At 70.4% G+C, this 22243-nt stretch carries 12 protein-coding genes and 1 pseudogene; 6 read left to right on the top strand and 7 right to left on the bottom strand.

Annotated features, from left to right (window positions below):
• The 3 genes and pseudogenes from GT354_RS08935 to GT354_RS08925 form a co-directional block, all read right to left on the bottom strand.
• A pseudogene (locus GT354_RS08935) lies at positions 1 to 1623 on the bottom strand (TIGR02680 family protein); the annotation flags it as partial.
• Positions 1620 to 2915: a TIGR02678 family protein gene (locus GT354_RS08930; protein ID WP_161355727.1), complete on the bottom strand. Its 1296-nt coding sequence runs from the start codon at positions 2913 to 2915 to the stop codon at positions 1620 to 1622. The gene GT354_RS08930 and the pseudogene GT354_RS08935, both read right to left, overlap by 4 nt.
• The gene (locus GT354_RS08925; RefSeq protein WP_272923787.1) at positions 2912 to 4453 is read right to left on the bottom strand and encodes a TIGR02677 family protein; all 1542 of its coding nucleotides are present in this window, start codon (positions 4451 to 4453) and stop codon (positions 2912 to 2914) included. The genes GT354_RS08930 and GT354_RS08925 overlap by 4 nt, the downstream gene beginning before the upstream one ends.
• A 144-nt stretch (positions 4454 to 4597) precedes the next feature.
• Between GT354_RS08925 and GT354_RS08920 the strand changes: the two genes are divergently transcribed.
• The 4 genes from GT354_RS08920 to GT354_RS08905 all read left to right on the top strand — a co-directional run bounded on the left by GT354_RS08920 (position 4598) and on the right by GT354_RS08905 (position 9956).
• The gene (locus GT354_RS08920; protein ID WP_161355725.1) at positions 4598 to 7102 is read left to right on the top strand and encodes an aminoglycoside phosphotransferase family protein; all 2505 of its coding nucleotides are present in this window, start codon (positions 4598 to 4600) and stop codon (positions 7100 to 7102) included.
• Positions 7099 to 8124 carry an aminoglycoside phosphotransferase family protein gene (locus tag GT354_RS08915; RefSeq protein ID WP_161355724.1) on the top strand — a complete coding sequence of 342 codons (1026 nt, stop codon included), beginning with the start codon at positions 7099 to 7101 and terminating at the stop codon, positions 8122 to 8124. Before GT354_RS08920 ends, GT354_RS08915 begins: the two co-directional genes overlap by 4 nt.
• A 178-nt stretch (positions 8125 to 8302) precedes the next feature.
• Complete coding sequence (locus GT354_RS08910; RefSeq protein ID WP_346011942.1) at positions 8303 to 8806, top strand: GNAT family N-acetyltransferase; 504 nt, start codon at positions 8303 to 8305, stop codon at positions 8804 to 8806.
• Positions 8807 to 8855: 49 nt separating this feature from the next.
• Positions 8856 to 9956, top strand: coding sequence for an LCP family protein (locus GT354_RS08905; protein ID WP_161355722.1), 1101 nt, complete (start codon positions 8856 to 8858; stop codon positions 9954 to 9956).
• Positions 9957 to 9971: 15 nt separating this feature from the next.
• Here the strand turns inward: GT354_RS08905 and GT354_RS08900 are convergent, their stop codons facing one another.
• The 3 genes from GT354_RS08900 to GT354_RS08890 form a co-directional block, all read right to left on the bottom strand.
• A complete protein-coding gene (locus tag GT354_RS08900; RefSeq protein WP_161355721.1) occupies positions 9972 to 12125 on the bottom strand; it encodes a DUF262 domain-containing protein in 2154 nt (717 codons plus the stop codon).
• Positions 12126 to 12455: 330 nt separating this feature from the next.
• Positions 12456 to 13463: a hypothetical protein gene (locus GT354_RS08895; protein WP_161355720.1), complete on the bottom strand. Its 1008-nt coding sequence runs from the start codon at positions 13461 to 13463 to the stop codon at positions 12456 to 12458.
• 450 nt (positions 13464 to 13913) lie between these two features.
• A complete protein-coding gene (locus tag GT354_RS08890) occupies positions 13914 to 16148 on the bottom strand; it encodes an N-6 DNA methylase (protein ID WP_161355719.1) in 2235 nt (744 codons plus the stop codon).
• 168 nt (positions 16149 to 16316) lie between these two features.
• Here GT354_RS08890 and GT354_RS08885 point away from each other — a divergent pair, with 168 nt between their 5' ends.
• Together GT354_RS08885 and GT354_RS08880 are read left to right on the top strand one after the other, a co-directional pair.
• On the top strand, positions 16317 to 17792 hold the full coding sequence (locus GT354_RS08885) for an RNase H family protein (RefSeq protein WP_161355718.1): 1476 nt from the start codon (positions 16317 to 16319) through the stop codon (positions 17790 to 17792).
• Between the two features lie 222 nt (positions 17793 to 18014).
• Positions 18015 to 20159, top strand: a complete 2145-nt coding sequence (locus GT354_RS08880) for a UvrD-helicase domain-containing protein (RefSeq protein ID WP_161355717.1) — start codon at positions 18015 to 18017, stop codon at positions 20157 to 20159.
• A 135-nt stretch (positions 20160 to 20294) separates the two neighbouring features.
• On the opposite strand, the gene GT354_RS08875 is transcribed toward GT354_RS08880, so the two are convergent.
• Positions 20295 to 22243: hypothetical protein (locus GT354_RS08875; protein ID WP_161355716.1), on the bottom strand; the 1949-nt coding region annotated here is incomplete at its 5' end.

The raw sequence follows: 22243 nt of genomic DNA, 5'->3' as shown, positions 1-22243 counted from the left end.
GAAGGCGGTGCCGGCCTGCTCGACCTCGGCCGTGTGCCGGTCGACGCGCCGACGCGCGGTCTCCACGAGGGCGTCCAGGCGCTCGACGTCGGCCGCCGCCGTGCGGGCGGCGTCGCCGGCGTCGAGCGCCGTCTTGAGGAGTCGTTCGAGTTCGTCCACTGCGCGTGCCCGGGCCTTGACCACGGGCCCCGCGGAGTCCAGTTGCGCCGCCCATTCGGCCAGGGCCGCCCGCAGGGGCGCGACGTCCACCGCGGTCACCGCGGGCGCGAAGGTCTCGACGGGGGTGGTCGGCGCGACGCCGGTCGCGGTGGCGTCGAGCCCGGCTTGGACGACGGCCCGTACCAGGGTGCGGTGTTCGGCCGCGAGTTCCTTGACGGCGCCGGCGATCCGCTCGACGTCGGCGGCAAGCCGGGCCGCGGCGGCCTGCTCCGCCCGGCGGGCGGTATCGGCGGCGGCGCCGGCGGACCGGGCGGCGTCCGCGATGGCTGCCACCCGCGACGTACGGTCCTGGATCTCGGTCAGACTGCGGTAGGCCGCGCTCTCCTGGAGGGCCCGCAACTCCGCGCCGGCTGCTCGGAACAGGTCGCGCCAGTGGGTGAGGCCGGCATTGCGGCGTTCTTCCTCGGCCCGCAGATCGGCGGCCTTGCGCTCGCTGTCGCCCGCGGTTCGGCGACCGGCGGCCAGGCCGGTCAGCCGGTCGGCCACCGCCTCGGTCCGGGTCCGCAGTATGCCGTGCAGATATCCCTGATAGCCCGTCAGGAACCCGGCCAGGGCGCGGTCCAGCTCTTCGAGGGCGTGCAGGTCGTGTCGGATCGCCGCCAGGTCGTCGAGATGCTTGGCCACCGTGGTGAGGATGTCCTCGTCGAGCGGCGGCAGCGCCTCGGTGAGTACGGCGGTCAGGCCTCCGGCCTCGATCCTGTCCCCCACCGTGGGCCGGCGCAGACGGTGCAGGAGATGGGTAAGGCTGCGGTAGCGCGCGGCGTCGGTGAGGCCGAACAGGTCACGGGCGACCCGGCCGCGGTGCTCGGCCGCGCGATCGGTGACGTTGTTCGCGCCGACCCTTTCCTTGAGCCGGTCGACCGGGAGGGATTGGCCGTTCTCGACGAGGGCCAGGTCGTGGTCAACGCGCAGGTCGGTGACGAAGAAGAACGGCTTGGCTTCCTTGGTCGAGTTGGACGCGCGCACGGCCGCGCCGAGCGTGAGGTGGCGGGTCTCGCCGTCCTCGTCGACGCGTTCGAACTCGACCCACAGGTAGCCGAGTCGGTTGGTCGAGGTGTAGCCGTCCAGCATCAGCCACTTGAGCGTGGTACGCCCGGTGCCCATCGCGTCGATCGAACGTTGCTCACCGTCCAGGAGGTACGGCAGCAGCACTTCGAGCGCCTTGGACTTGCCCGCGCCGTTCTTGCCGCGCAGCAACATCCGGCCGGCGGCGAAGTCGAAGCGCGCGTCGTCGTATTGCCAGACGTTGCGGATGCCGGCCCGGGACAGGCGGAAGCGGTGGGGGTGTTGGGGGAGCGCGAGCGGAGTCCGTGCGGGGAGCGGCCGTGGAGTCGGGGCTGTCCCGGGGGACGCCGCCGGCGGCGTCGCGGGAGTCGTCGCAGGGGGCGTCTCAGGGGGCGTCACAGGGGCAGACCTTCCTGAATCGCGCGGGGGCGGTGCTGCTCGCGGAGTCGGGACGCGTAGCGGGCGGCGACGGCGGGGACTTCCCAGGTGGTGGTGCCCGTGCCCGTGTCCGTGTCTGTGTCTGTGTCCGTGCCCACGCCGGTGTCCGTGTCCGTGCCTGCGCCCGTACTCGTATCGGCGTCGGTGCCGACGCCCGCCGCCGAGCGGCGCCTCACGCGCAACAGGCGCATGTGCACCAGGAGATCGGTGACCTCGGCCCGGAATCGGAGCGGATTCTCGACGAGATCACGCTGCCACCCGGCCTTGCGCGCGTACTCCGTCACGAGCTCCGCGAGCGTGTCGTCGATCAGCACGGCGGGCAGCGGGACCGAGGCGGCCGGTTCGTCGGGACGCAGCCGGCCGGCCAGGCGTTCGATCAGCAGCAACGCGGCCTGCGCGACGGTACCCCGGCCGGGGAACGCGACGTCGGACAGTTCGTCGGCGGGATCGAGCAGGGCAACGCCCTCGGCGCGAATCTCCGCGTGCAGGGCCAGGAACTCCTCGAACGTACGGGCTTCGCGCCGCTGGTTCTTGCGCAGCCATTCGTCCTCGTCGGGATCGAGTTCGTCCCGGAACACGACGGGTGACTCGACCAGGCGTCGGCGCACCGCCACCCGGACACCGTGGTGCCCCGGGTCGTGGGCGAGCGCGATCAGGTGCACGGCGTCGCTCGCCTGCGCGAGTGGCCCGGCGATCAACGCGCGCGCGAGGTCACGGTCGACGCTCAGCAACGCCTCGGCATCCTCCTTCTCGACGTAGTTGCCAAGGCTGCCGTCGACCTCGACCAACACGCCCCACTGCACGAGTTGGCGCAGCGCGGCGGCCAGCGTGCGGCGCTCGACCTGCCTGCCCGCGTCGTCGAGCTCGATCCGGGCGTCGGCGGCGGCGCCCCGGATGTCGCTCACGAGCTGCGACAACAGGACCTGTTCGGACGCCGTGACCAAGGCGGCGAGGCCGAGGGTGAGATAGACGTAGGTCCGGGGGCTGAACGGTGTCCCCGTGGACCGGACAAGCGCCCGACCCGCGCCGGGCCCGGGCCCGGCCTTGAGCAGTCGGGCGAAGCGCGCCTCGACGACGACCTCGTAGCCGAGCAGTTGCCGAAACGCGGTCGTCAGCCATTCCGCGTGCCTGCGGATCGCGGCGAAGTCGTCGCGGTACGGCCCGTCCGCGAGGACGAGCGCGTCGGCGAGCAGTCGGCGGGCCGCCACGCGACGTTCGTCGGCGATGGCGGCGTCGTGGTCGTGCTCGCTCATCGCCCCTCCCCCACCGCGTCGAGGTCCCACTCGGCCCCCGCGCGGCCCAACAACACCCGTAGCCCCTCGATTTCGAAGTCGCCCTCGGCGCTGCGCACGACCGTACGAGCGACCGGATCCACCCGCAGGCCGACCGCGATGTCGAGTTCGTCGAGATCTCGGCGCGCGCCGTCAAGGGCCGCCAAGTCACCGCTGACGCTGTTGAGCGCGCCGGTGAGCAACTCCTCGAACAGCGCCTTGGCCGCCGTCGAGAGCCTGGCCCGGTCCAAGTGGGCCGCCACTGCCCGCAGTTCGGCGGCGGCCTCGGTGCGGGCGGTGGCCTCGGCCCTGGCCCGCGCCATCAGACGCTCCTTTTGGACGGTGTGGTCCTCGACCGACGCGGCCCGTCCGCGCTGCGACCGTTCACCGCGTTCGCGCAGCGCGACCGGTACCTCCGCGACCGGCGCCTCCCACCAACTCGTGCCGGCGGGTATCGCCGTGTCGAGATCGCCGACCACACCCAGGTGGCGAGCCCCGTACAACCCGAACGCCGCCGCGTACAGATCGTGCGCGCCGGCGTCGTCGCACCCGTCGAACCACGCGGCGAGCCGAATCAGGTCACCCCTTCGGGACTGCCCGGAGGTGGTCGAGCGGATCATCCGCTTGGCGTTGGCCAACAACGATCCGAGCGCGCGCATGGTCGCCGCCCGCAACTGGTCCACCTGGCTGCCGCGCCCGTCCACATCGACGAACCACGCGCGCAGCGCCTCCCAGTCGGCGAGTTCGCGCCCTCGGCTGCGCTGCACCCGGGACCCGGTCACCTCTTCGAGGCCGGCCAGTCCGCCGCCGAGATCGTCGATGCGAGCGAGGAGCTCCGGCAGCCGCGGCACCAGCGCGTCGAGCGAGGCCCGGATCCGCGGCGAGTGGAACGCGACGTCCTCACGAATGGCCTCGACGTAGTCGAGCAACAGTTCCTTGAACCCGCGATACTCCTCACCGTCGAGGTCGTAGCGCGCCAACACCTGTCCGAGGTAGGCGTAGAAGTCCCGCACCGAATCGGCGAACTCGCCGAACTGCACGAACAACGTGGCCACCGCGTCCCGCGCCCGCTCGGCGTCGACCCCACCAGGCGCGGCCATCCCACCCGTCAAGGCGGCCAGTTCACGATCCACGAGCGCGAGCAACTCGGCGGCGACCTCACGCGCCGCGTCGGCCCAGGTGAGCACCTCGTCCACATCCCGCTGGATCCGCTCACCGAGCTTGGATACCTGGTAGCGCGCCCGCGCCCGCTGAAACTCCGCGATGCTCGCGGCCCGCACCCGATGCGTACTACGAATCAGATTGCCCCACCCGACCAACGCGTCGAGCCGCGCGGTGACAACCTCCACATCAACCCGCCCAAGCCGCTCGGCCACCTCGTGCGCCGACAAATCAGCCATGAGCGAAGCCCCGAACAACCGCATGACAGCGAGATAATCACCGCGCTCAGGCACACTCAGATAACTGTACGCAACAAGCCGCTCCGGACTCCCCCGCCCATCCCCCCGGTTGCCCCGCATCATGCGCCCACCCTAAGCGACCCTCTTTGACTTCGTCGTGCGTTCGGTTTGTCGGGATCCGTTATTCGGTTCATTGATCACCGTCGGCTACTACGCTGAACTGTGGGTGCCCGCAGCCACGTGGGCCACGGGAACGGGGAGCCCATGCCACTGCAGCCACGATTTCGCAGATCCGCCGGATCCCAACGCCGGTTCGTGGACCGCGAGGAGGCCACCGCCGTCTTCGAAGAGCACTGGACAGCCGCCGGAAGCGCCCTGCGGGTGCTGAACGTGACCGGTGTCGGGGGGATCGGAAAGTCACGTTTCCTGCGGGAGTGCCAGGCGCGAGTCGTCGGGAAGAGCCGCACCGCGCACCTGGATCTCCAGGTCCCCGCGCTGCGCGAGCAGGACGCCGCACTGGCGGTCCTGCGGGCACAGTTCGGCGCGCAGGGGCTGTCGTTCCCCCGCTACGACATCGCCTACCTCGCCCTGTGGCAACGGCTTCATCCGCATCTGCAGATCTCACTCGCCGATATCGCCGCCCGGCAGGAAAGCGGCATCCTGACGGACATCGCGGACGCGGTCGGTGGCATGCCGGTCTTTCGCACCGTCTCCGGGTTGCTCCAGCTCACCGGGCAGTCGTCGGCCCGTTTCAAGCGGTGGCGCTGGCTCAGGAACGACGAGACGCTGCACCGGCTCGACGAGCTCGATCCGGCCGAACTCGCCGACGCTGCGACTTTCTTGTTCGCGGAGGATCTGCGGCGGGAGAGTGGTCGGGAGCAATACCTCGTCACCGTCGACGCCTACGAGGCACTGGTCGGCGGCAGCACGCGAGCCGGTCGCAGCGCGGGGCTCGACGCGTGGCTGCGGGATCTGGTGTCGCAGCTCGACACCGGCCTGGTGTTGATCGCCAGTCGCGAACCCGTGGGGTGGCAGGCCTACGACACCCAATGGAACGCGCACCTGGTCCACCTACCGCTCGGCGGATTGCCGATGCCGGCCCGAGTGGAACTCCTCGAAGCCCACGGCGTCTCGGATACGCGTGCACGTACGGCACTTGCCCGCGCCAGTTCGGGTGTCCCCTTCTACCTCAACCTCGCTTTGGACTCGAACACCGACACCTCCGTGGTGGCCGTGCCCGGCGGACAGCCGACCCCGGCTGTATCCGGGGAGGAGATCCTCGAACGCTTCCTGCAACACGTCGACCCGCAGGCGGTCCGCCTACTCGAAGTCCTGGCAGTGGCACGGACCATCGACCCGGAGATCTTCCACACCGTCGCGACCGCGTTCGGATTGTCGGCGGATCGGCTCACTTGGGAAACGCTGACCGCCTACTCGTTCGTACAACCGGCCGGCACGGAACAGTTCCAGTTGCACCAGCTGATGGCCGGCGAACTGAGAGAGCGTCAAACCCCGGAGACCCGGCAGGCGGTCCATCGCGTCCTGCGAACCCTGTGGCGCCGACGGGCGGATCGAGCCGCCGCAGGTACGGCCGGCGAACGCAGACACGTCGGCGCGAGGGTTCGCGAAGTCGCCTTCCACAGCCTGTACGCAGGCGACTTCACCCACACCGATCTCCTCGCGATCACCGACGAGATCGCCGCGAGCGGTGGCATCCGCTCGTTGGGCGGCGTCGTGGAGGACACGCGAAGATACTGCGCGATCGCCGGGCGGCCGCGCCCGGATCTGGAGACCGCGGCACGTTGCGTGGAGGCCGAGACGGCTGTCCTGGTCGGCGACGCCGAGCACGCGGAGCTGCTGACCCGCGACCTGGGAGCGGTCGACGGCGGTAATTCGGCTCAGGTGCGTCTGGCGCTCGCGGGCGCGGACGCGTTGCGTGTGCTGGGCCGCACGTCCGAGGCGCTGTCGCGCTACCTGTCGTTGTGGCAACGGGCGACCGTTCCGGAAGGCCGGAGCGCGGCGCTGTGGGCGGCCGACCTGTACATGGCGGGCGGGCGCTTTCGCGATGCCGAGAATCTGGCCAACGGAGTATCGGGCACACTCGACCGCGACGAACACGTCCTACGCGGAGACACCGCCCGGCTCATCCACCTCGGCCGACGCTTCGCGTTCGACTTCCCGGCCGCCCGCAGTTGCCTCGATCAGGCGCAACTGCACTATCTGGAGGCCGGTTCGGCGGTGTGCCTCGCGAACCTGGTCGTCAACCGAGCCGAGTTTTTGGCTTGGACCGAGCCGGAACACGCGGTCGACGTCGCGGACGAGGCGATCGACACGCAACGCGACATCGGCGCTCTGCACGAACTCGGCAAGGCTCACACTGCACGCGCGTTGGCGCTGCTTCGGCTCGGCCGGACGACGGAAGCCGAGTCTGCCTTGGACACCGCATTGGAGACACTCGGGCGAGCGCGTTACCGCTCGGGCACCGCACGCGCCCAATTGGTCAAATCACTGATTCTGCTGCGTCGCGGTGAACGCGAAAACGCCAGGACGACGGCGGAATGGGCGATCCGCGAGTTCGAGGCGGCCGAGGTGTACCCCACCCTGGTGCTGGCTTCGCTGACCACCTTGCGCCTGGCCGGACTGCAAAGTCCGTCACACGCCCCGTCCTTGGCCCGCGCGCGGGCAGCCATTCACCCCGTCGACCCACTCGCCGCACTCGAGGGACGAGTCGAAGCATGGGTCGCCGGCATCCTCGGGGGGCGGGCATGAAACCGGATCCGTTGTCGCTTTACCGCGCAGCCCGCGAGTCGGGAACGAGCGCCTCGGGCTTCTACAACGACAACATTCGAGCCGAGACGGACGACGGCTCGGTGATCGTCCGCATCCCGATCCACGGCGCGGACGGGATGGACCTGCGGATCTGGCCGGAGCAGGACGTCATCCGCGCCGTCGCGCCGTGGGTATCGGCTGTACCGGAGGTGCTGCTCGTTTCTCCCGAGCCGGCCTTCCAGCTCCACCGATTCGTCGCGGGCGATGTCGTGGACACGGTCGCACCGCGAGGTGAGGCAGTGCCTGCGCATCTTCTGGAGGACGTGGTCCGCTTCTTCGGGCAGTTGCGCCGGGTTCCGATCGAGTGCCTTCCGCAGGTGCCCGCGGATTGGCCCAAGGACAGGGACACGGCAGCCTTCGGCGCGCGGCTCTCGGCCGTCACGGTCGACGTGTGGGAACGATTTCGGCAACCGTACGCCGCGTTGTACTCGGCGCTCGGGGTCCCGACCGATCCCTTCGAACGCGTCGTCGCGGACTGGGACCGGATGACGGCCCGGCCGTTCGGCGCCCTGCACTGCGACGTGCACCGCAAGAATCTCATCGTCTGCGACGGCAGAACGTTCTTTCTCGACTGGGAACTCGCCTTATGGGGCGACCCGTTGTACGACCTCGCCGTCCATCTGCACAAGATGGACTATCTACCGCAGGAGGCCGAGACCGTCCGTGCGGCGTGGTTCGCGGCGATGCCCGTCGAGGTCACGACGGGGGCAGTCGCGGACTTGGCCGTCTACGTCCGACACGAGCGCGTCAAGTCCGCCTTGGTCGACGCCGTGCGCTACTCGAAGCTGATCCTGGGCGGCGTGGAGACGGCGCGGGAGGATCTGCTCGTCGGGTCGTTGACCACGAAACTCGACCGGGCCAGGGCGGTCTGGGGAATCGGCACGCCGCTGGACAGGGAGCAGATTCGAGCCGCGCTGACGCGCCACGTGCCACGCGCCGCAGGTGAGGTGACCCGTTCGTGAGGGCGGGACGGGTGGCGATTCGGTGGTTCGGAGTCTCGGTGACTCGATGACTCGGTGACTCGGTGACTCGGAAGAGTGGTGCTTTCGGCGGTTCAGGGGTGCCGGCGCCGTGGCGGGGGTTGGCGGGTCGGGACTATTCGGGTGCTTCAGGGAGGCTTGGGGCGGCAGGATGTTGTGTGTGACTGATGTGATTCGGGTGCCGGGTTTGGGTGAGTTGGAGCGGGTGCGGGAGGTCGAGGTGTCGGCCGGGCGGTGTTTTGCGGATGTGGGGATGCCGGAGGTCGCCGGCGACGAGCCGCCCGGGCTTGGGGAGTTGGGGCGCTACCTGGTCGCCGGGCGGCTGCTTGTGGTGGGTGAGCCGGTGGTCGGTTACGTGATGTGGGATCTCGTGGACGGGGCCGCGCATGTCGAGCAGGTGTCGGTGCATGCCGATGCGGCGCGGCGGGGGCTGGGGCGGGCGTTGATCGATCGGGTGCAGGTGGACAGTGGGCTCGCTCTCACGCTCACCACGTTTCGGGACGTGGCGTGGAATGCGCCGTATTACCGGCGGATCGGGTTTCGGGTGCTCGCGGCGGACGAGGTCACGCCGGGATTGGCTCGGGTACGGGCGCAGGAGGCGGCGCACGGGTTGGATCGGTGGCCTCGGGTGTGTATGCGGCGAGACGAGGTTCCTTCGCACTGATTGTCGAATCGGGGGTCCGAGCTGACGATTGGTCAGCTAGCTTCTGCGCATGACGGATGCGCTGGATGCGACGGACGAGCCGGCACCCGCAGCCGAGCCGGACGAGACGAAAGGGGCGGGGGCCGCAGGGCCGGGGGCCGCAGGGGCGCAGGAGGCGCAAGGAGCCCCGCCCGTTCCCAGGCGCAGACCGTGGTCGCGGCGGCGGAAGGCCGTCGTGGGGCTGGTCGGGCTGCTCACGTTGTCGTTGTTCGTGGTGGGCGGGTGTACGGCCTGGGTGCTGTACTCGCTCAACTCCAACATCAAGCGGATCGACGGTGTCTTCGATCGCGCGAGCATCCCCGGCGCGGGGCCGCGCCCGCCCGTCGATCCCGTCGCGGGCAAGGCGCTCAACATCCTGCTCGTGGGCATGGACGCCGCAGCCGAGGGCGCCGACCCGGCCGCGTTGAAGGGTCGGCGCAGCGACACGATGATGATCCTGCACCTGCCCACCGACCGATCCTCGATCTCGGCGATCTCACTCCCGCGCGACTCGTGGGTGAGCGTCCCCGGACACGGCGAGGCGAAGCTGAACGCCGCGTTCTCGTGGGGCGGGCCCGCGTTGCTCGTGGCCACGATCGAGAACCTGACCGGGGTACGGATCGACCACTACGCGGCCGTCGACTTCGGCGGGTTCAAGGGCATGGTCGACGCGTTGGGCGGGGTGAGCGTCGACGCCGAGCAAGGCCGCGCCGAACTCGACGGCGACGAGGCGCTCAAGTACGTGCGGCAGCGGTACGGGCTGGAGCGCGGCGACCTGGACCGGGTCGTGCATCAGCAGCAACTGCTCGGCGCCGTCGCGGCGAAGGTCACCGCCGAGGGCGTACTCAAGAGTCCGTTGCGGACCAAGGACCTGTTGCAGTCCCTGACCAAGTCGCTGACGGTGGACGACGCCCTGTCGTTCGACGCCTTGGTCGACCTCGCCACCGCCCTCAACGGCATCGACGAGGGCGATCTCGCGTTTCGCACCGCCCCCGTCGCCGGCTTCGGCGAGCGCGGCGGCGGGCAGAGCGTGGTGCTGCTCGACGACAAGCGCTGCGGCGAGCTGTTCGCGGCCGTGCGCACCAACGCCGCCTGGCCCGAACCGGCGCCGGGCGAACTGTGGCGCCCGTAGGGACGGTGCAACGGCTCAGATGACGTCCTTGAGCCAGGCGAACACCTCGTACAGGACCGCGCGGTTGCGCTCCTCCTCCAGCAGGTTCAAGGGAAAGTTCGGACGGCCACGAACGTGTTGGGATCGGATGTCCACACCCGTGATCACGTTCAGGCGCGAACGGAGTTCTTCCCGCATCGGCTCCGACGCAAAGCGCTGATGCCGTCCCAGTTCCCGGAACTGCACCTCGATGCCGCTACCCGCCGCCGATGGGAAGACCAGCATGGGGCACACGCTCGTACCGTCCTTCGCGTCGCGAACCAGTCGCGCCGCGGGCGTAGTGCCGTCGCCGAAGTCGACGCGCCCGCGGCTGACCACCCAAAACTCCAGCAGTTCCTCGACCAGGCGCACTTCGGCCGGCCCGGAACAGGACGCCAGTTGTTCCCAGAAGCGGGCTTCGGCGTCGAGTTCTTCGGTAGGCGCGGCAGGCCAGGACTCACCGCGGCTGTAGGCGGCGGGGAGGGGTTCGTACACGTACCGGTCCGAGTCCTCCTCCTCTTCGGCGCTCGCACCGACCGGTGACGCGGCAGCGGGCACCGGCTCGTGGGCTTCCTCGCCGCCCGGCAACCCCAGCATCGCGTTGAGCGTCGCGGCCATCAGGCGTCGTCGCTGCGCGAGGAACTCCGGGAAAGCCTCCACGGTCCACAGCGCGGGATCCATCGGCATCCAGTGCCCGGTGAGATGCTCCCGGTCGAGGGTGGGGATGTAGCGGGCAGGCGTCCTGGTGCCGATGGCGCGCTTGGTCCGGGACGAGACGAAGGCGAAGTTCGCGACGCTGTTGCGCAGTTCCTTCGGGTGCGCGCCGGCGATCGCCGCGTCCGGGAAGACATGGTGATACTCGATCCGTGCCGAGGAGTCCTCTCGCGAATCGTCCAACCGGTCACCGTCGACCCAGTCCCGGACGTCTCGGCGCAGCGCCGCGATGTACAGCACGTTGAACAGCGCGTGCACGTTCGACTTGTGCTCCAGGTCCGCCGCCTGCACGGGGGCGTCCACCGAGCGGGTACCGAACGCACCGTGCGTCAGCTCGCGCCAACGCACCTGTCCCGGTTCCATGTCCATCCATCGGACGTCGGATTCCATCGCGGTCTCCGAGGCTCCGGTGTATCGCATGAACGCCAGGATCGTGTAGATCCAGCGGCGCAAGCGATCGGTCTCCGCCGGATCGAGCCGCCCGTCCCTGCGGTGCAGCAGGATCGACGGCGCGACCAGTACGTTCTGCGTCTTGAGCACCGCCGAGCGCGGCACGCCGCACTCCTCGCGCAGGAAACGGACCGTCATCCGCACCGACTCGGCGGTCTTGGCCCACGCCTGTTCGAGTACGGATTCGGTGACCGAGGAGTCGAGCAGCCTGATACTGCGCAGACCCACACCCGCGAAGTGTCCCAGCACGCGCAGCACCGGGTCACGGTCGAGCGCGAAGCCGTCGCGGGCCAACTCCGCGTGGAACGCCTCGATCGTGGCGAGTCCGTCCTCCCAGCGGGCGGCGATCGCGCTGTAGACGAGGTCGCCCTTGGTCAGCTTGCGCCCGCCCTTGTTGACCCGGGCGAAGACGTCGGCGACCTCCTCGTAGTCGTCGGAGGTATACGTGATGACGGCGATCTCGCGTTTGTGGATGTCGTGCAGCTTTTGCAGCCGGGTGAAGTACGTCTGGAAGACGGGGGTGGCCGGGTCGACGCCGGCGGCGGTCAGTATCCGGAAGAATTCGGGCGCACTGGCCAGCACATCGACCACCGGAATCAGCAACGGATCGTTTCGCCGCGCGCCCGGCGGGCTCACGAACTGCTCGTTCGCCAGGTCGAAGCGCAGGTCGAGCTTCTTCGCGTCGGCCCGGGATTCGGGTCGGTATACCCAGGCCAGGGAGATCAGCCGCTGCTGTCCGTCGAGCAGGTACACCGGCTGGTGCACGCTCTGCGCGTCCTGACTGACCGCAGCCGCCCGAAAGGGAACTCGGATCTTGGTCTTCCACAACAGCACGGACCCGATCGGGTAGCCGCGGTATAGGGAGTCGAGCAGGTCACGGATGTCCGGCGTCTTCCACACGTAGTCCCGCTGGATGGACGGGATGACGATGCGTCCCGCGAGCAGATCCTCGACCTGCGAAATGATGTTCTCGTTCGCCAGTCCCATGTCGGGAACCCCTCTGTGCTGCCCGCCCCTTGCGCCCTACGCTGCGGGACACTACGCGATTGCGGCCCGACGCGGTCAACCGTTCGGTGCGTGAGCGATGGGTCGGGCGATCGGGCCGGCGAGTCCCCCGATCGCCGCGAGGATCTCGGTGGGCGGCCGGTCCGGCGGAGTACGTGCCGAAGCAGCTTCATCCCGGTGTGGTGGACGGTGCGTTCGGCCGGCGCGTCGCCGCCGGCCGCGTCCTCCGGGTGAGCGCCGGGCAGACCGAGCGCCGTGCAGGAGGCGAGCAGTTCGTGGACGTCGTCTCTGGGTGGTCACGCGGCGTTGGGATCAAAACAGCGGCGTGCGGACGCCGTAGCGCGGTTTGCAACGGGTGCAGGCGATCGGGCGGCCTTCGTGGTCCTCGCCGCGCCAGCCGCCCGCACAGTCGCAGACGGCGGACGTGGGCGACGGGGGTTCCGGGTCCGCGCCGAGGGAGCGACGGAACGACTCGCGCATGCTCTGGTGGACCTCGATCGCCTCGTCCAGGCGGTACAGGAGTACGGCGAGCGGGGAGCGGATGCCGGGGCCGGTGAGGGGGCCGCGCGTGCGGATGGTGTCCGCCAGGTCGTGGACGAGGGTGCTGCGGTCGGTGCGGTCGGCGAGCTTGAGGGCGATGCGGTGCAGGCCCGGCAGGAGGAACTCGTGCGACTCGGGGGACAGTTGTTCGATCAGGACCTTGGCGGCCCGGAACGAGGTGCTGTCGGGCGTGCGGCGTGCGGGCCGGGAGGGACTGGGGGGAGAACCCGTCCCCTCCCCGATAGAGACAAGTAGAGGGAGCGGCTCATCCGGGTGGACCGTTGAGGCAGTGTGGTGGGCGGTTGAGGCAGTGTGGTGGGCGGTTGAGGGATTTCGGGGTGGGCGGCTCGGGGCGGTCGGCTGTTCATCTCGGTGCGCGGTTGAGGTGTCGGTCAGCGGTTCGTGTGGGTGAGCTGTTGAGGGGAGGAGGAGCGTGTACTCGCTGAGGCTCGCGCGGCCGTCACCGAGTCGGTGGCCGCGGTGGAGTTGAAGCAGGAGGCCGCGCTTTTGCAGGACGTCGAGTGCGCGGCGAACCGTGGAGAGGTGGAAGCCGCCGTCGGCCGCGAGTATGGCGTGGGTGACTCGGATGCCGGTGCCGTCGGCGTTGGCGTACGAAGAGAGCAGCAGCGCGAAGAGCAGCAGCGTGCGCTCGATCTCCGGATCGCGGCGGACGGTCTGTTGCCAGACGGCGCGGCGCGCGTATGGGGGAATCGCGGGGTGGTTGCTGGTCGGCCGGGGAGGGTTCGGGCATGCTTGGACTGGGAGGTGCGCCGGGTTCACGGCGTTGCCTTTCGGTCGGCCGCCGGTTGCTGGGCGGTCTGGCTGTGCGGCGGTCGCCCTGCCAGGGGTGATCGCCGCTTTCTGTAGTCGAACCGTAACCGGCATTTGGTAGGCGTTGGCCGAGTTTCACCCGTATGAGGGAGTGGCGGTTTTTGACACTCCGTCACCAGGGCTCGGCTGCCTGACGACCGCTCTTCGGGCCGGCGGCGGGTGGGGTGCCGGGTGGGGTGCGCCTTCTGGCGGCACCGGCGTCGGCGTCGGCGTCGGCGTCGGCGTCGGCGCTTCGCCGAGCAGCCAGGCGGGATACGGGCAGCGGATACGCGCCACCCGGCCAGGCGTTCGGTGAAGGCGGTATCCCCGGCGGCCACGGCGTCGAGCAGTTCGTGGACGCCGGGCGGCGGTCTTACGGGCGCCGTGGCGCGGCCGCTGGCGCAGGCGCAGCCGCACGGGTCAACGGCTTCGGCGTTCGGTCGACGGTTTCGGGCGCAGGACTGCTGCCACGATGCCTTCTGCGAGGTCTCGTCTGACCCGGTCCGCGTCGGTCGTCGCGGCGTAGGTGCGCCTTGCGAAGTCGTCCAGTCGGCGAAACGCCCCGCCCAACTCTTGTTGTTCGGACGGTGACAGCACCGGCAGGACACAGCGTCGAACGTCGAGTCGAAGCGCGTTGCTACCACTCGCCGTACCCCGTACCGACGTTCGATTCGCACGACTCGCGCAATAGCCCGCCAGGAACCAGGGGTCCAGGTGCTCCGCGTCGGCGCGCAGGATCTGTACCGCCGCCGACGCCACGGAACCTTCGTCGGCGTCGTCGGCCACGCGCGCCACGATCTCCCCGCCCAGGGCAGCCACCAAGACGTCGCCGGCGAGGACGGTCGTCTCGTCGCCCCCAGCGTCGGCCGGCGACATGGCCATGGATGGCGGACTGCCGGCGGCGATATCCGCCGGGACCAGGACCGGAAGCAGACCTGGTGACTGCGCATCGAACGGCACGAGACCCCGATTCGTGGTCTTCGACCTGACCACCGTCAGGGCCCCGGTACGCACCAGCTCTTCGAGGGTGACCGTCGCGCCGACAGCCTCGCCGGATGTGCCCTCGGCGACCTCCAGCTCCGGTAGCAGCGTTGCCAACCGGTCGAGTTCGGCGGCCAGTTCCCGTGCTCGACCGATCAGCGTGGCACCGTCTTCCACGGTGGCTTCCCCTGCTCCCACGCGGCTTCGCGGGTTCAGGTCGACGGCTTCGTCGAGCAGGTCGATCAGTGGGACGGCGGCCGTCCGGCCCGGCAGTCCCCGGTATCCCTCGGGCTCTCGTACGAACGAGTGCCAGGTGTCGAGGACCGTCTCCTGTACGGCCGGCCAGTCGAGTTGCGCTCGAACCTGGGGTTCGGGCACACGTACGAACAGCACGTGTGAGGGCGGCGGCTCGCTTTCGCGCGGGCGCCGTAGTACCCACACGTCCGCGCCGAACGAGTGCCACATGACCGTTCCCGGCGGCATCGAAACGACCGCGCGCAGAAGCCCCTTGCGCACCAGCTCCGCACGGATCCGGCGGCCCTGCGGTCGTGCGGCGACGGCCTGTGGCATGAGGGCTACGACATGGCCGCCGAGCGCGGTGCGGGCAAGGCAGTGCTGGATCCAGGCCAGTTCCGGTTCGTTGCGCGGTGGCAGACCGCCGAATTGACCCCACCGCGGGTCGTAGCCCAATTCGGCGTGCCCCCAGTCGCGTTCACCGAACGAGGGGTGACAGAGCACGGCGTCGGCACGCAGTTCCGGGAAGGCGTCGTCGCGGAGCGCACCGTCGGCGCGTACCGAGATCTGCACACCATCGACAGCCTTCTCGAAGGGGTCCGAAGGCGTGGGGGGCGCGGGGGTTCCGGAGGGCGGGGAGGGCCTGGCGGGCGGGGAGGGCCTGGCGGGTTCGGAGGATCCGGAGGGCTCGGAGGGTCTGTCGGGGTCGGAGGGCTCGGAGCGCTCGGAGGGTCCGGAAGGCTCGGAGGGTCCGGAGGGTCCGGAGGACTCGGCTGATCTGGACACGATCTCGAACGTAAGGCGGAGTTCGGCGACGCGAGCGAGTTCCGGGTCCACCTCCTGGCCCAGGAGGTCGCGTGCGCCGGCTCGCAGTGCGGCAAGCAGGAAGGTGCCGCTTCCGCAGGCCGGATCGAGCACCGAACCGGTGAGGCGCCCGTCCTGCGGTGCCGCGAGCGCGGCCATGAGCGCGGCCGCTTCGGGGGCGGCCGGGGTCAGTCGGCGCGCGTTCGCGTCGCTGTAGCGCGTCCACAGATCGTCGAAGGCGTGCGAGGCGCCCCGGCTGTCGGCGAGCTTGTCGAGCAGGCCGCGCAGCCCGATCGACGTGGGCGAGGGCAACCCGCCACGCGATCTCGGGTTGTTCGGGGCCACCCGTCGCAGCAGATCATCGCCCACCTCGGCGACCGATCGCGCGAGCGAAACGTTACCTCGGGAGGTGTCGAGGGCGTGCCACACCTGCTCGGCCAGCGGTAGTTCCACCGCTTTGTCCTGGGTCCTGAGCCACTCTGTGATCGCGTCGAGTGCGAAGAGCGGTGCCGACTCCGATCCGCCCACCGGCTTGGGGAAGTCCCGGTGCCGGCGCCGCCAGTTGCTTACTGCGGACCTGCCCACCCCCGCCATGCGGGCGATCTCAGCCGCGGACACCGTCGCGGACTCCGACACGTCAACCCCCTGTCGCCTCACCACGGACCGTCCCGTTCAATGCGTGAACTCTACCTCATCAGCAAATCTCGTGGACAGAGTTCACACTGTCTGCTTACATGGAGATGTTCACGGTCGAGTGGGGACACCGCTCGGCCTCCGGCACCTGACACTGCCTCCGGGGGCATCGTGACCCAGGACTCCCGCACCACTACACCGACGGCCGCCCCCTCCGACAGCGGCGGCGAATGCCTTCGAGCCCTGACCGACGACTTCGACGCACTGGTGGAAGCCGTCCACGACGACGTCCACGGCATGGCCGACGACGACGTCTCGGCAACGCTGCGCCAAGCGGCTAGCGCGCAGATCCGAAGTGACGCCATCGCCTTTCTGCAGATCGCACTCACCGGCGATCTCCACATCGCCCTCCTGTGCGGCGAGCAGGCTCCACGATTGCGGCGCCGCCGCCGCGAACTCGATCTACTCGCCCGCTACGCGGGGCGGACCGGTCGCGGTGACAGCGCGCCCTCTCGGGCATCCGGGCGGGCTCGGACCCACCGTGTTCTCCTGTTGAAGGCATTGCAGGACAACGGTTGCGACGAACGCGCGTACGACGTGCCCCGCACCGGATATCGCGCATGGGCGCTTGCCCACGGGCACCTGCCGGACGAGTCGCCGTCGAGCGAGGTCGCTGCGCTCGCCGCCCTCGGCGAGGACGATTTCCTTGCCGTCGTCCTCGCCGATCTCCGACGTGCCGAGAACCCTTCGCTCTGCGACGACGCACTCGTCGAGCGGTGGTTGCCCGTCCTGTCGACGGCAACGAACGTCCTGCGGCTGGAACTCGGCGAGACGGAGCAGCGGGCAAGCACGACCCGGGGCAGCGCGCGCAATCGAACACTGTCGGACCTGGAAGCGCTGTACCAGGACCTCGCGGTCGCGTGTGTCCGCCGGCGCGAAGCCGAGCGCGCGCTCGCCGCCTTTCGGGAACGCCTCGTCCGTATCGCAGACGCGGCGTTGGCCTCGCTCGACCTGACGAACGAGCCGGCAAGGCACGAGGGCCGGCCTCAACACCCGTCGGACGCACCGGCGTCGTACGACGCGCCGACGACCGCTCCGCGGTCCGAGCCGTTCGCGCTCCCGCCGATCGGCGCCGACACCCTCGTGGTGGCGGTCGACGCGTCGCTCGGCGCTCCCTCCGCCACGTGTGGATTCGGCTGGGCGGCCGAAGACGGCAGGCTCGGCCACGGCACCGGCCTCGCCGTGGACAGCACCGACGCGGAGACGTTGGCACTGTGTCTGGCCGCCCAGGCCCCGGAGTTCACGGGTCGCCGATTGATGTTGTTGTCCGACTGTGAACACGCGGTTCGTACCGTCGCACACGTGCTCGCCGGGTCTGTCGACCCCGCCGAACTGCGGTGCGGCCCGGGTACGACGCCAGGCCTGACCGAGGCGCTCGCCGTCCTCCGCGACCGCGTCCCTTCGGTCTCGGTCCACCACGTTCCCGGGCACGCGGGCCACGAGCTCAACGAAGCCGCGGACACTCTGGCTCGACTCGGGTTGCACCTGGGCAACGGAAGGAGCGGGCCGGGTCGCGTCGCTCCGGTGTACCGCAAACTGCACCTCGGGCTGCGACGCCGGTGGGACGTGACCGGACAGGTGGCCTGACCCGCACGCCGGCCGTAGCCGGACGTGACCGCCGGATGCCCGCTCGGCGGGGAGCCGGCCCGCGCGGGAACCGAGTGCGCGGCGGACGCGTCGGGGCGGCGCGCGTCGGGGGGCGCCGGCCCGTTCGAGAGCCGGCTGCGCGTCGGACGGCGCCGACGCGCACTCCGTTACCGTACGAGACCGCACAGACACGATGCCGGGTGACCGGTCGAGGAGGGTGACGTGCCGCAGCTTGCGCTCGGAAAGGATTTCCTGGCCGAATACGCGCGCCTGGAGAAGAACACGCAGCGCGGTGTTCGGGATGCCATCACGAAGTTCCAGGGCCTGTCGCTCACCGAGTTGCTCGCCGACAAGGGCCTGCATCTGGAGAAACTCGACAAGGCGCGGGATGCTCGGATCCGGACGATTCGGGTCGGCGCCTTCCAGCGTGGCGTGGTGCTCGCACCCAACAGCGGCGAGACGTTTCTCCTGCTGCGGGTGCTGCCGCACGACGAGGCGATCGCCTGGGCGGTCAAGCAACAGGCGGGTGTGAACCGGGCGACCCAGGCACTCGAAGTGCAAGACGTGGTCACGCAGCAGGCGATCACACCCAGCCTCGAACGCATCGCCGCAGCCTCGCCGGAGCGGCTGTTCGGGACGGTTTCGGACGCCGACCTCGGGCGACTGGGTGTGGACGAGAACGTGTTGCGGATCGCTCGACTGCTCACCGAGCGCGGGCAGTTGGAGGCATTCGGGGCGCTGCTGCCGGAGGACCAGTACGAGGTCCTGTTCTACCTGGCGGAGGGGTTCACCGCCGAGGACGTGTGGCGCGACGTCGTGGGTGTGCGGCGCGCGGTCGCGGCTCAGGACGCGGTGGATTCGGACGACCTCGACTCGGCGATGGTGCGGGCCCAGGGACGGATCGCACTGGTCGAGGGCCCCGCGGAGTTGCTGGAGATCCTGGAACGACCGTTCGACGCCTGGCGGGTCTTTCTGCACCCTTCACAGCACCGAACCGCCTACCGGGACTCGTTCGCGGGGCCGGCCCAGGTCAGCGGCGGACCGGGGACCGGGAAGACCGTGGTGGCACTGCATCGGGTCAACCACCTCGCTCGACGACTGGGGCCCGGCGAGCGGATACTGCTCACCACCTACACCGGAACGCTCGCGCAGAGCCTGCGCGAGAACCTCGCCCTTCTCGTGGAACCGCACCTGATGGCGCGGATCGATGTGACGACGGTAGACGCCCTCGCGAACCGCGTCGTCCGCGAGCATGCGGGCGGACGGCCTCTGCGGGTGGCCCGTGACGAGAACGAACGGTGGGCACGCGCGATCGACGAACTCGGCCTGCCGTGGGTCGTTCCGTTTCTGGCACAGGAGTTGCGGCACGTCATCGTGGCCCAGGAGATCCGCACGCTGGAGGCGTACCTCAAGGCGAACCGGCCGGGCCGCGGCACCCCGCTCGGCCCGTTGCAAAAGGCCAAGGTCTGGCAGGCGGTCGAGCACTTCGACGAAGGCCTGGCCGCCGACGGGTCCCGGACCTGGCTGGGCATCTGCGACGAGGCGGCACGGGTGCTGTCCGAACGCCCGGACAAGCCCTATCGGCACGTGGTCGTCGACGAGGCTCAGGACCTGCACCCGGCCCAGTGGCGCGTGTTGCGGGCGGCCGTCGAGAGCGGACCCGACGACCTGTTCATCGCCGGTGACCCGAACCAGCGCATCTACGACAGCAAGGTGTCGTTGGCACGCCTGGGTATCCGGGTCGTCGGACGATCCAGCCGGCTGCGCGTCAACTACCGCACCACGGCCGAGATCCTCGGATGGTGCCGGTCGATCCTCACCGGCCAACCCGTCGCGCGACTGGACGACGAGGGCCGGGCCGACTCGCTGGAGGACTGTCACAGTTCGCTGCACGGCAGCACGCCGAACCTCGTGGCCACCAGTGGTGTCGAGGCCGAACTCACGGCCCTGGTCGAACAGGTGAAGACCTGGATGGCGGCGGGGGTGCGCGCCGAGGAGATCGGTGTCGCGGCCCGTTTCCTCTCGTACGGTCGCAAGGCGGCCGAGCGCCTGATCCGCGAGGGCGTGCCGGCGGTGGTCCTCAAGGACGGCCCCGCCGCGGACGCCGAAGGGATCCGAATCGGCACGATGCACGCGATGAAGGGGCTTGAGTTCCGTTGCGTGGCCGTGGCCGGGGTAAACAGCGTCGCGGTGCCGTACCTGACCCACGTCACGCCGATCGAGATCGACCGGCTGCAGCACGAGGCCGACCTGCTCGCCGAACGATGCCTGCTGTTCGTGGCGTGTACGCGGGCCCGCGAGGCGTTGCACGTCTCGTGGAGCGGCACGCCGAGCGTGTTCCTCCAAGGAGTGGGACGCAGCGCGTAGCGGCGTCGCCGTGCACACTCCCTGCCGGAACCCGACCACGGGCTGCGGGAGCCTGCGCCGATCCTTTGATTCGCCGGGCCGCGCGCAGTGGTCATCCGGTCGGCCCCGCGCCGGGGCCCTTCGGGACAGCCCGACTCAGCGCAGCCGGTCCAGGGCTCTGCCGGCGGCGCGCGCGACCTTCGGGTCCGGGTGGCTGGCCTCGGCGAAGCGCAGTACGTCCTCGGCGCAGGGGTGGCCCATGGCCGCGAGTTCGCCGAAGACCACGTCGGCGCCCGGGCCCTGGCTGCCGGTGACCTCGGTGAGCAGGCCCAGCACGGCGGACTCGTGCCGGCCGTGCAGCGCCGCGGCGGCGTTGTCGGCGGTGAGCCAGGCGAGCGTGCGCAGCGTCGCCGGCGCGACGTCGTGGTCGTGGGTGAGTCGCCAGTTCCACACGTGCGGGGCGAGCGTGGGGTCGAAGGCGGCCTCGGCGAGCGCGCCCTCGACCGCGGCGTCGGGCAGACACGAGTAGCCCAGGTGGGCGAACAGCATGAGCCGCTCCGTGGGTCCGGCCGCGCCCGCGGCCGCGCACAGTTCGGACAGCGCCTCGGTCACCGGCCGACCCTCGATCCACGCCGCGAACGCCCGGGTGGCGATCGGCCGCGGCCATCCGCCCATCGCGGTGAGCAGGCGGGCACCCGACGTCGGTGTGTAGTCGTCGACCGTCGCCACCGGAAGGCCCTGCTCACGGAACATCCGGTGGACGAGGGCGCCGCCCAGGCCGGTCAGCGTGATCCCCTCGGACGTGCGCCGAACGACCCCGAGCGCGGCGAGGCGGTCGGCGAGCAGGATCAGCCCCGCCCGCACGCGGCGCAGTACGTCGGCCGGGGCCTGGCTCGACGGCGGGATCGCGCCGTCGGCCCCGCACAGCAGGCCCATCTCGCGGGTCAGGTCCGGCGCGTCGAGAACCCTGCTCAGGGCGAACGCCTCGTCCTCCGCAGGGGGTTCGACCGGCAGTGCGCCGACCACGTGTTCGAGGTCGCGGCACACCGCGAGGCCCACGAACAGCGATACCGGCAGCGGGCCGCCGAGCTGGACCAGGCCGGTGAACAGCGACGCGGCGAGCCCCTCGGGCAGGTCCCACCGCATGTCGTGGACCTCGCCGAACGTCGCGTTGTCCTCGGCGACGACGACCATCGCGCGCGCGGCGAGCCCCACCAGCTCGGCGTCCGTGCCCTCGCGCCACACCCGCAGGCCGTCCGCGACGTGCACCCATCCGTCGGACAGGTGCAGGAATCCGGTGCCGAGCGCGAGGGTCCACCGCCGGTGCAGCGCGTGCAGGTGGCGCGCGGTGCGAATCGCGCGCCCGCGTCGCCACGGCTTCTCCGGGATGGCGAGGTCGTCCACGACCATGCGCGCGACGTCCGGCTTGAGGACGCCCTTGGCCGAGGTGGGGAACGGCCCGTGCGCCTCGACGTATTCGGCGAGCTCGGCGACCTGTGCCAGCAACGGCGACATCCGCGCGGCGAGCGCACACTCGGTACGGGGCGGAACGTACAGCGGCGGCAGCGACGGCTCGACCTCGCCGCCGGGACCGGCGACCGGGGCCGGTACGCCGAGTTCGAGGAAGCGCGCCCGCAGACCGTACAGCCCCAGCGGGGTCAACCGCACCGCCATGAACGGCTCACCGCCTCCGACGAGTTCGCGAATCTCCAGAACGCCGAACGCACGCAGGTCGTCCATGCGATGCGCGAGCAACATGCCGGTGAACAGCGCCGGATCGGCGCCGAGCGGCGCCCGCGGGCGGCCGTCCGGCGCGTACGACAGGAGTTCGAACAGGCCACCCATCGGCACCCATCGGCCCGCGTGGTCGTACAGTTCGCGCAGCAACTCGCGGGTGACGTCGCCGTGGCGGGAGGCGGGTACGACCGGACCCTCGCCGATGGCGCCGCTCGCGACTCCCTCCCACATGCCCACCCACGCCCGCAGGGCCTGCGGCGACTGCCCGCCGGCGAGGGCGCGTACGAGCGGTGCGCTCGTGGCGGCCCTGCGACCGACCGCGATCAGGCCCGCAGCGCAGGCGATCGACCAGACGTGGTGCAGGGACT

It is taken from the genome of Streptomyces sp. SID3343, assembly GCF_009865215.1.
Lineage (GTDB): Bacteria > Actinomycetota > Actinomycetes > Streptomycetales > Streptomycetaceae > Embleya.
The sequence above is the reverse complement of the archived record's forward strand: the minus strand, read 5'-3'. Positions and strand labels throughout refer to the sequence as shown.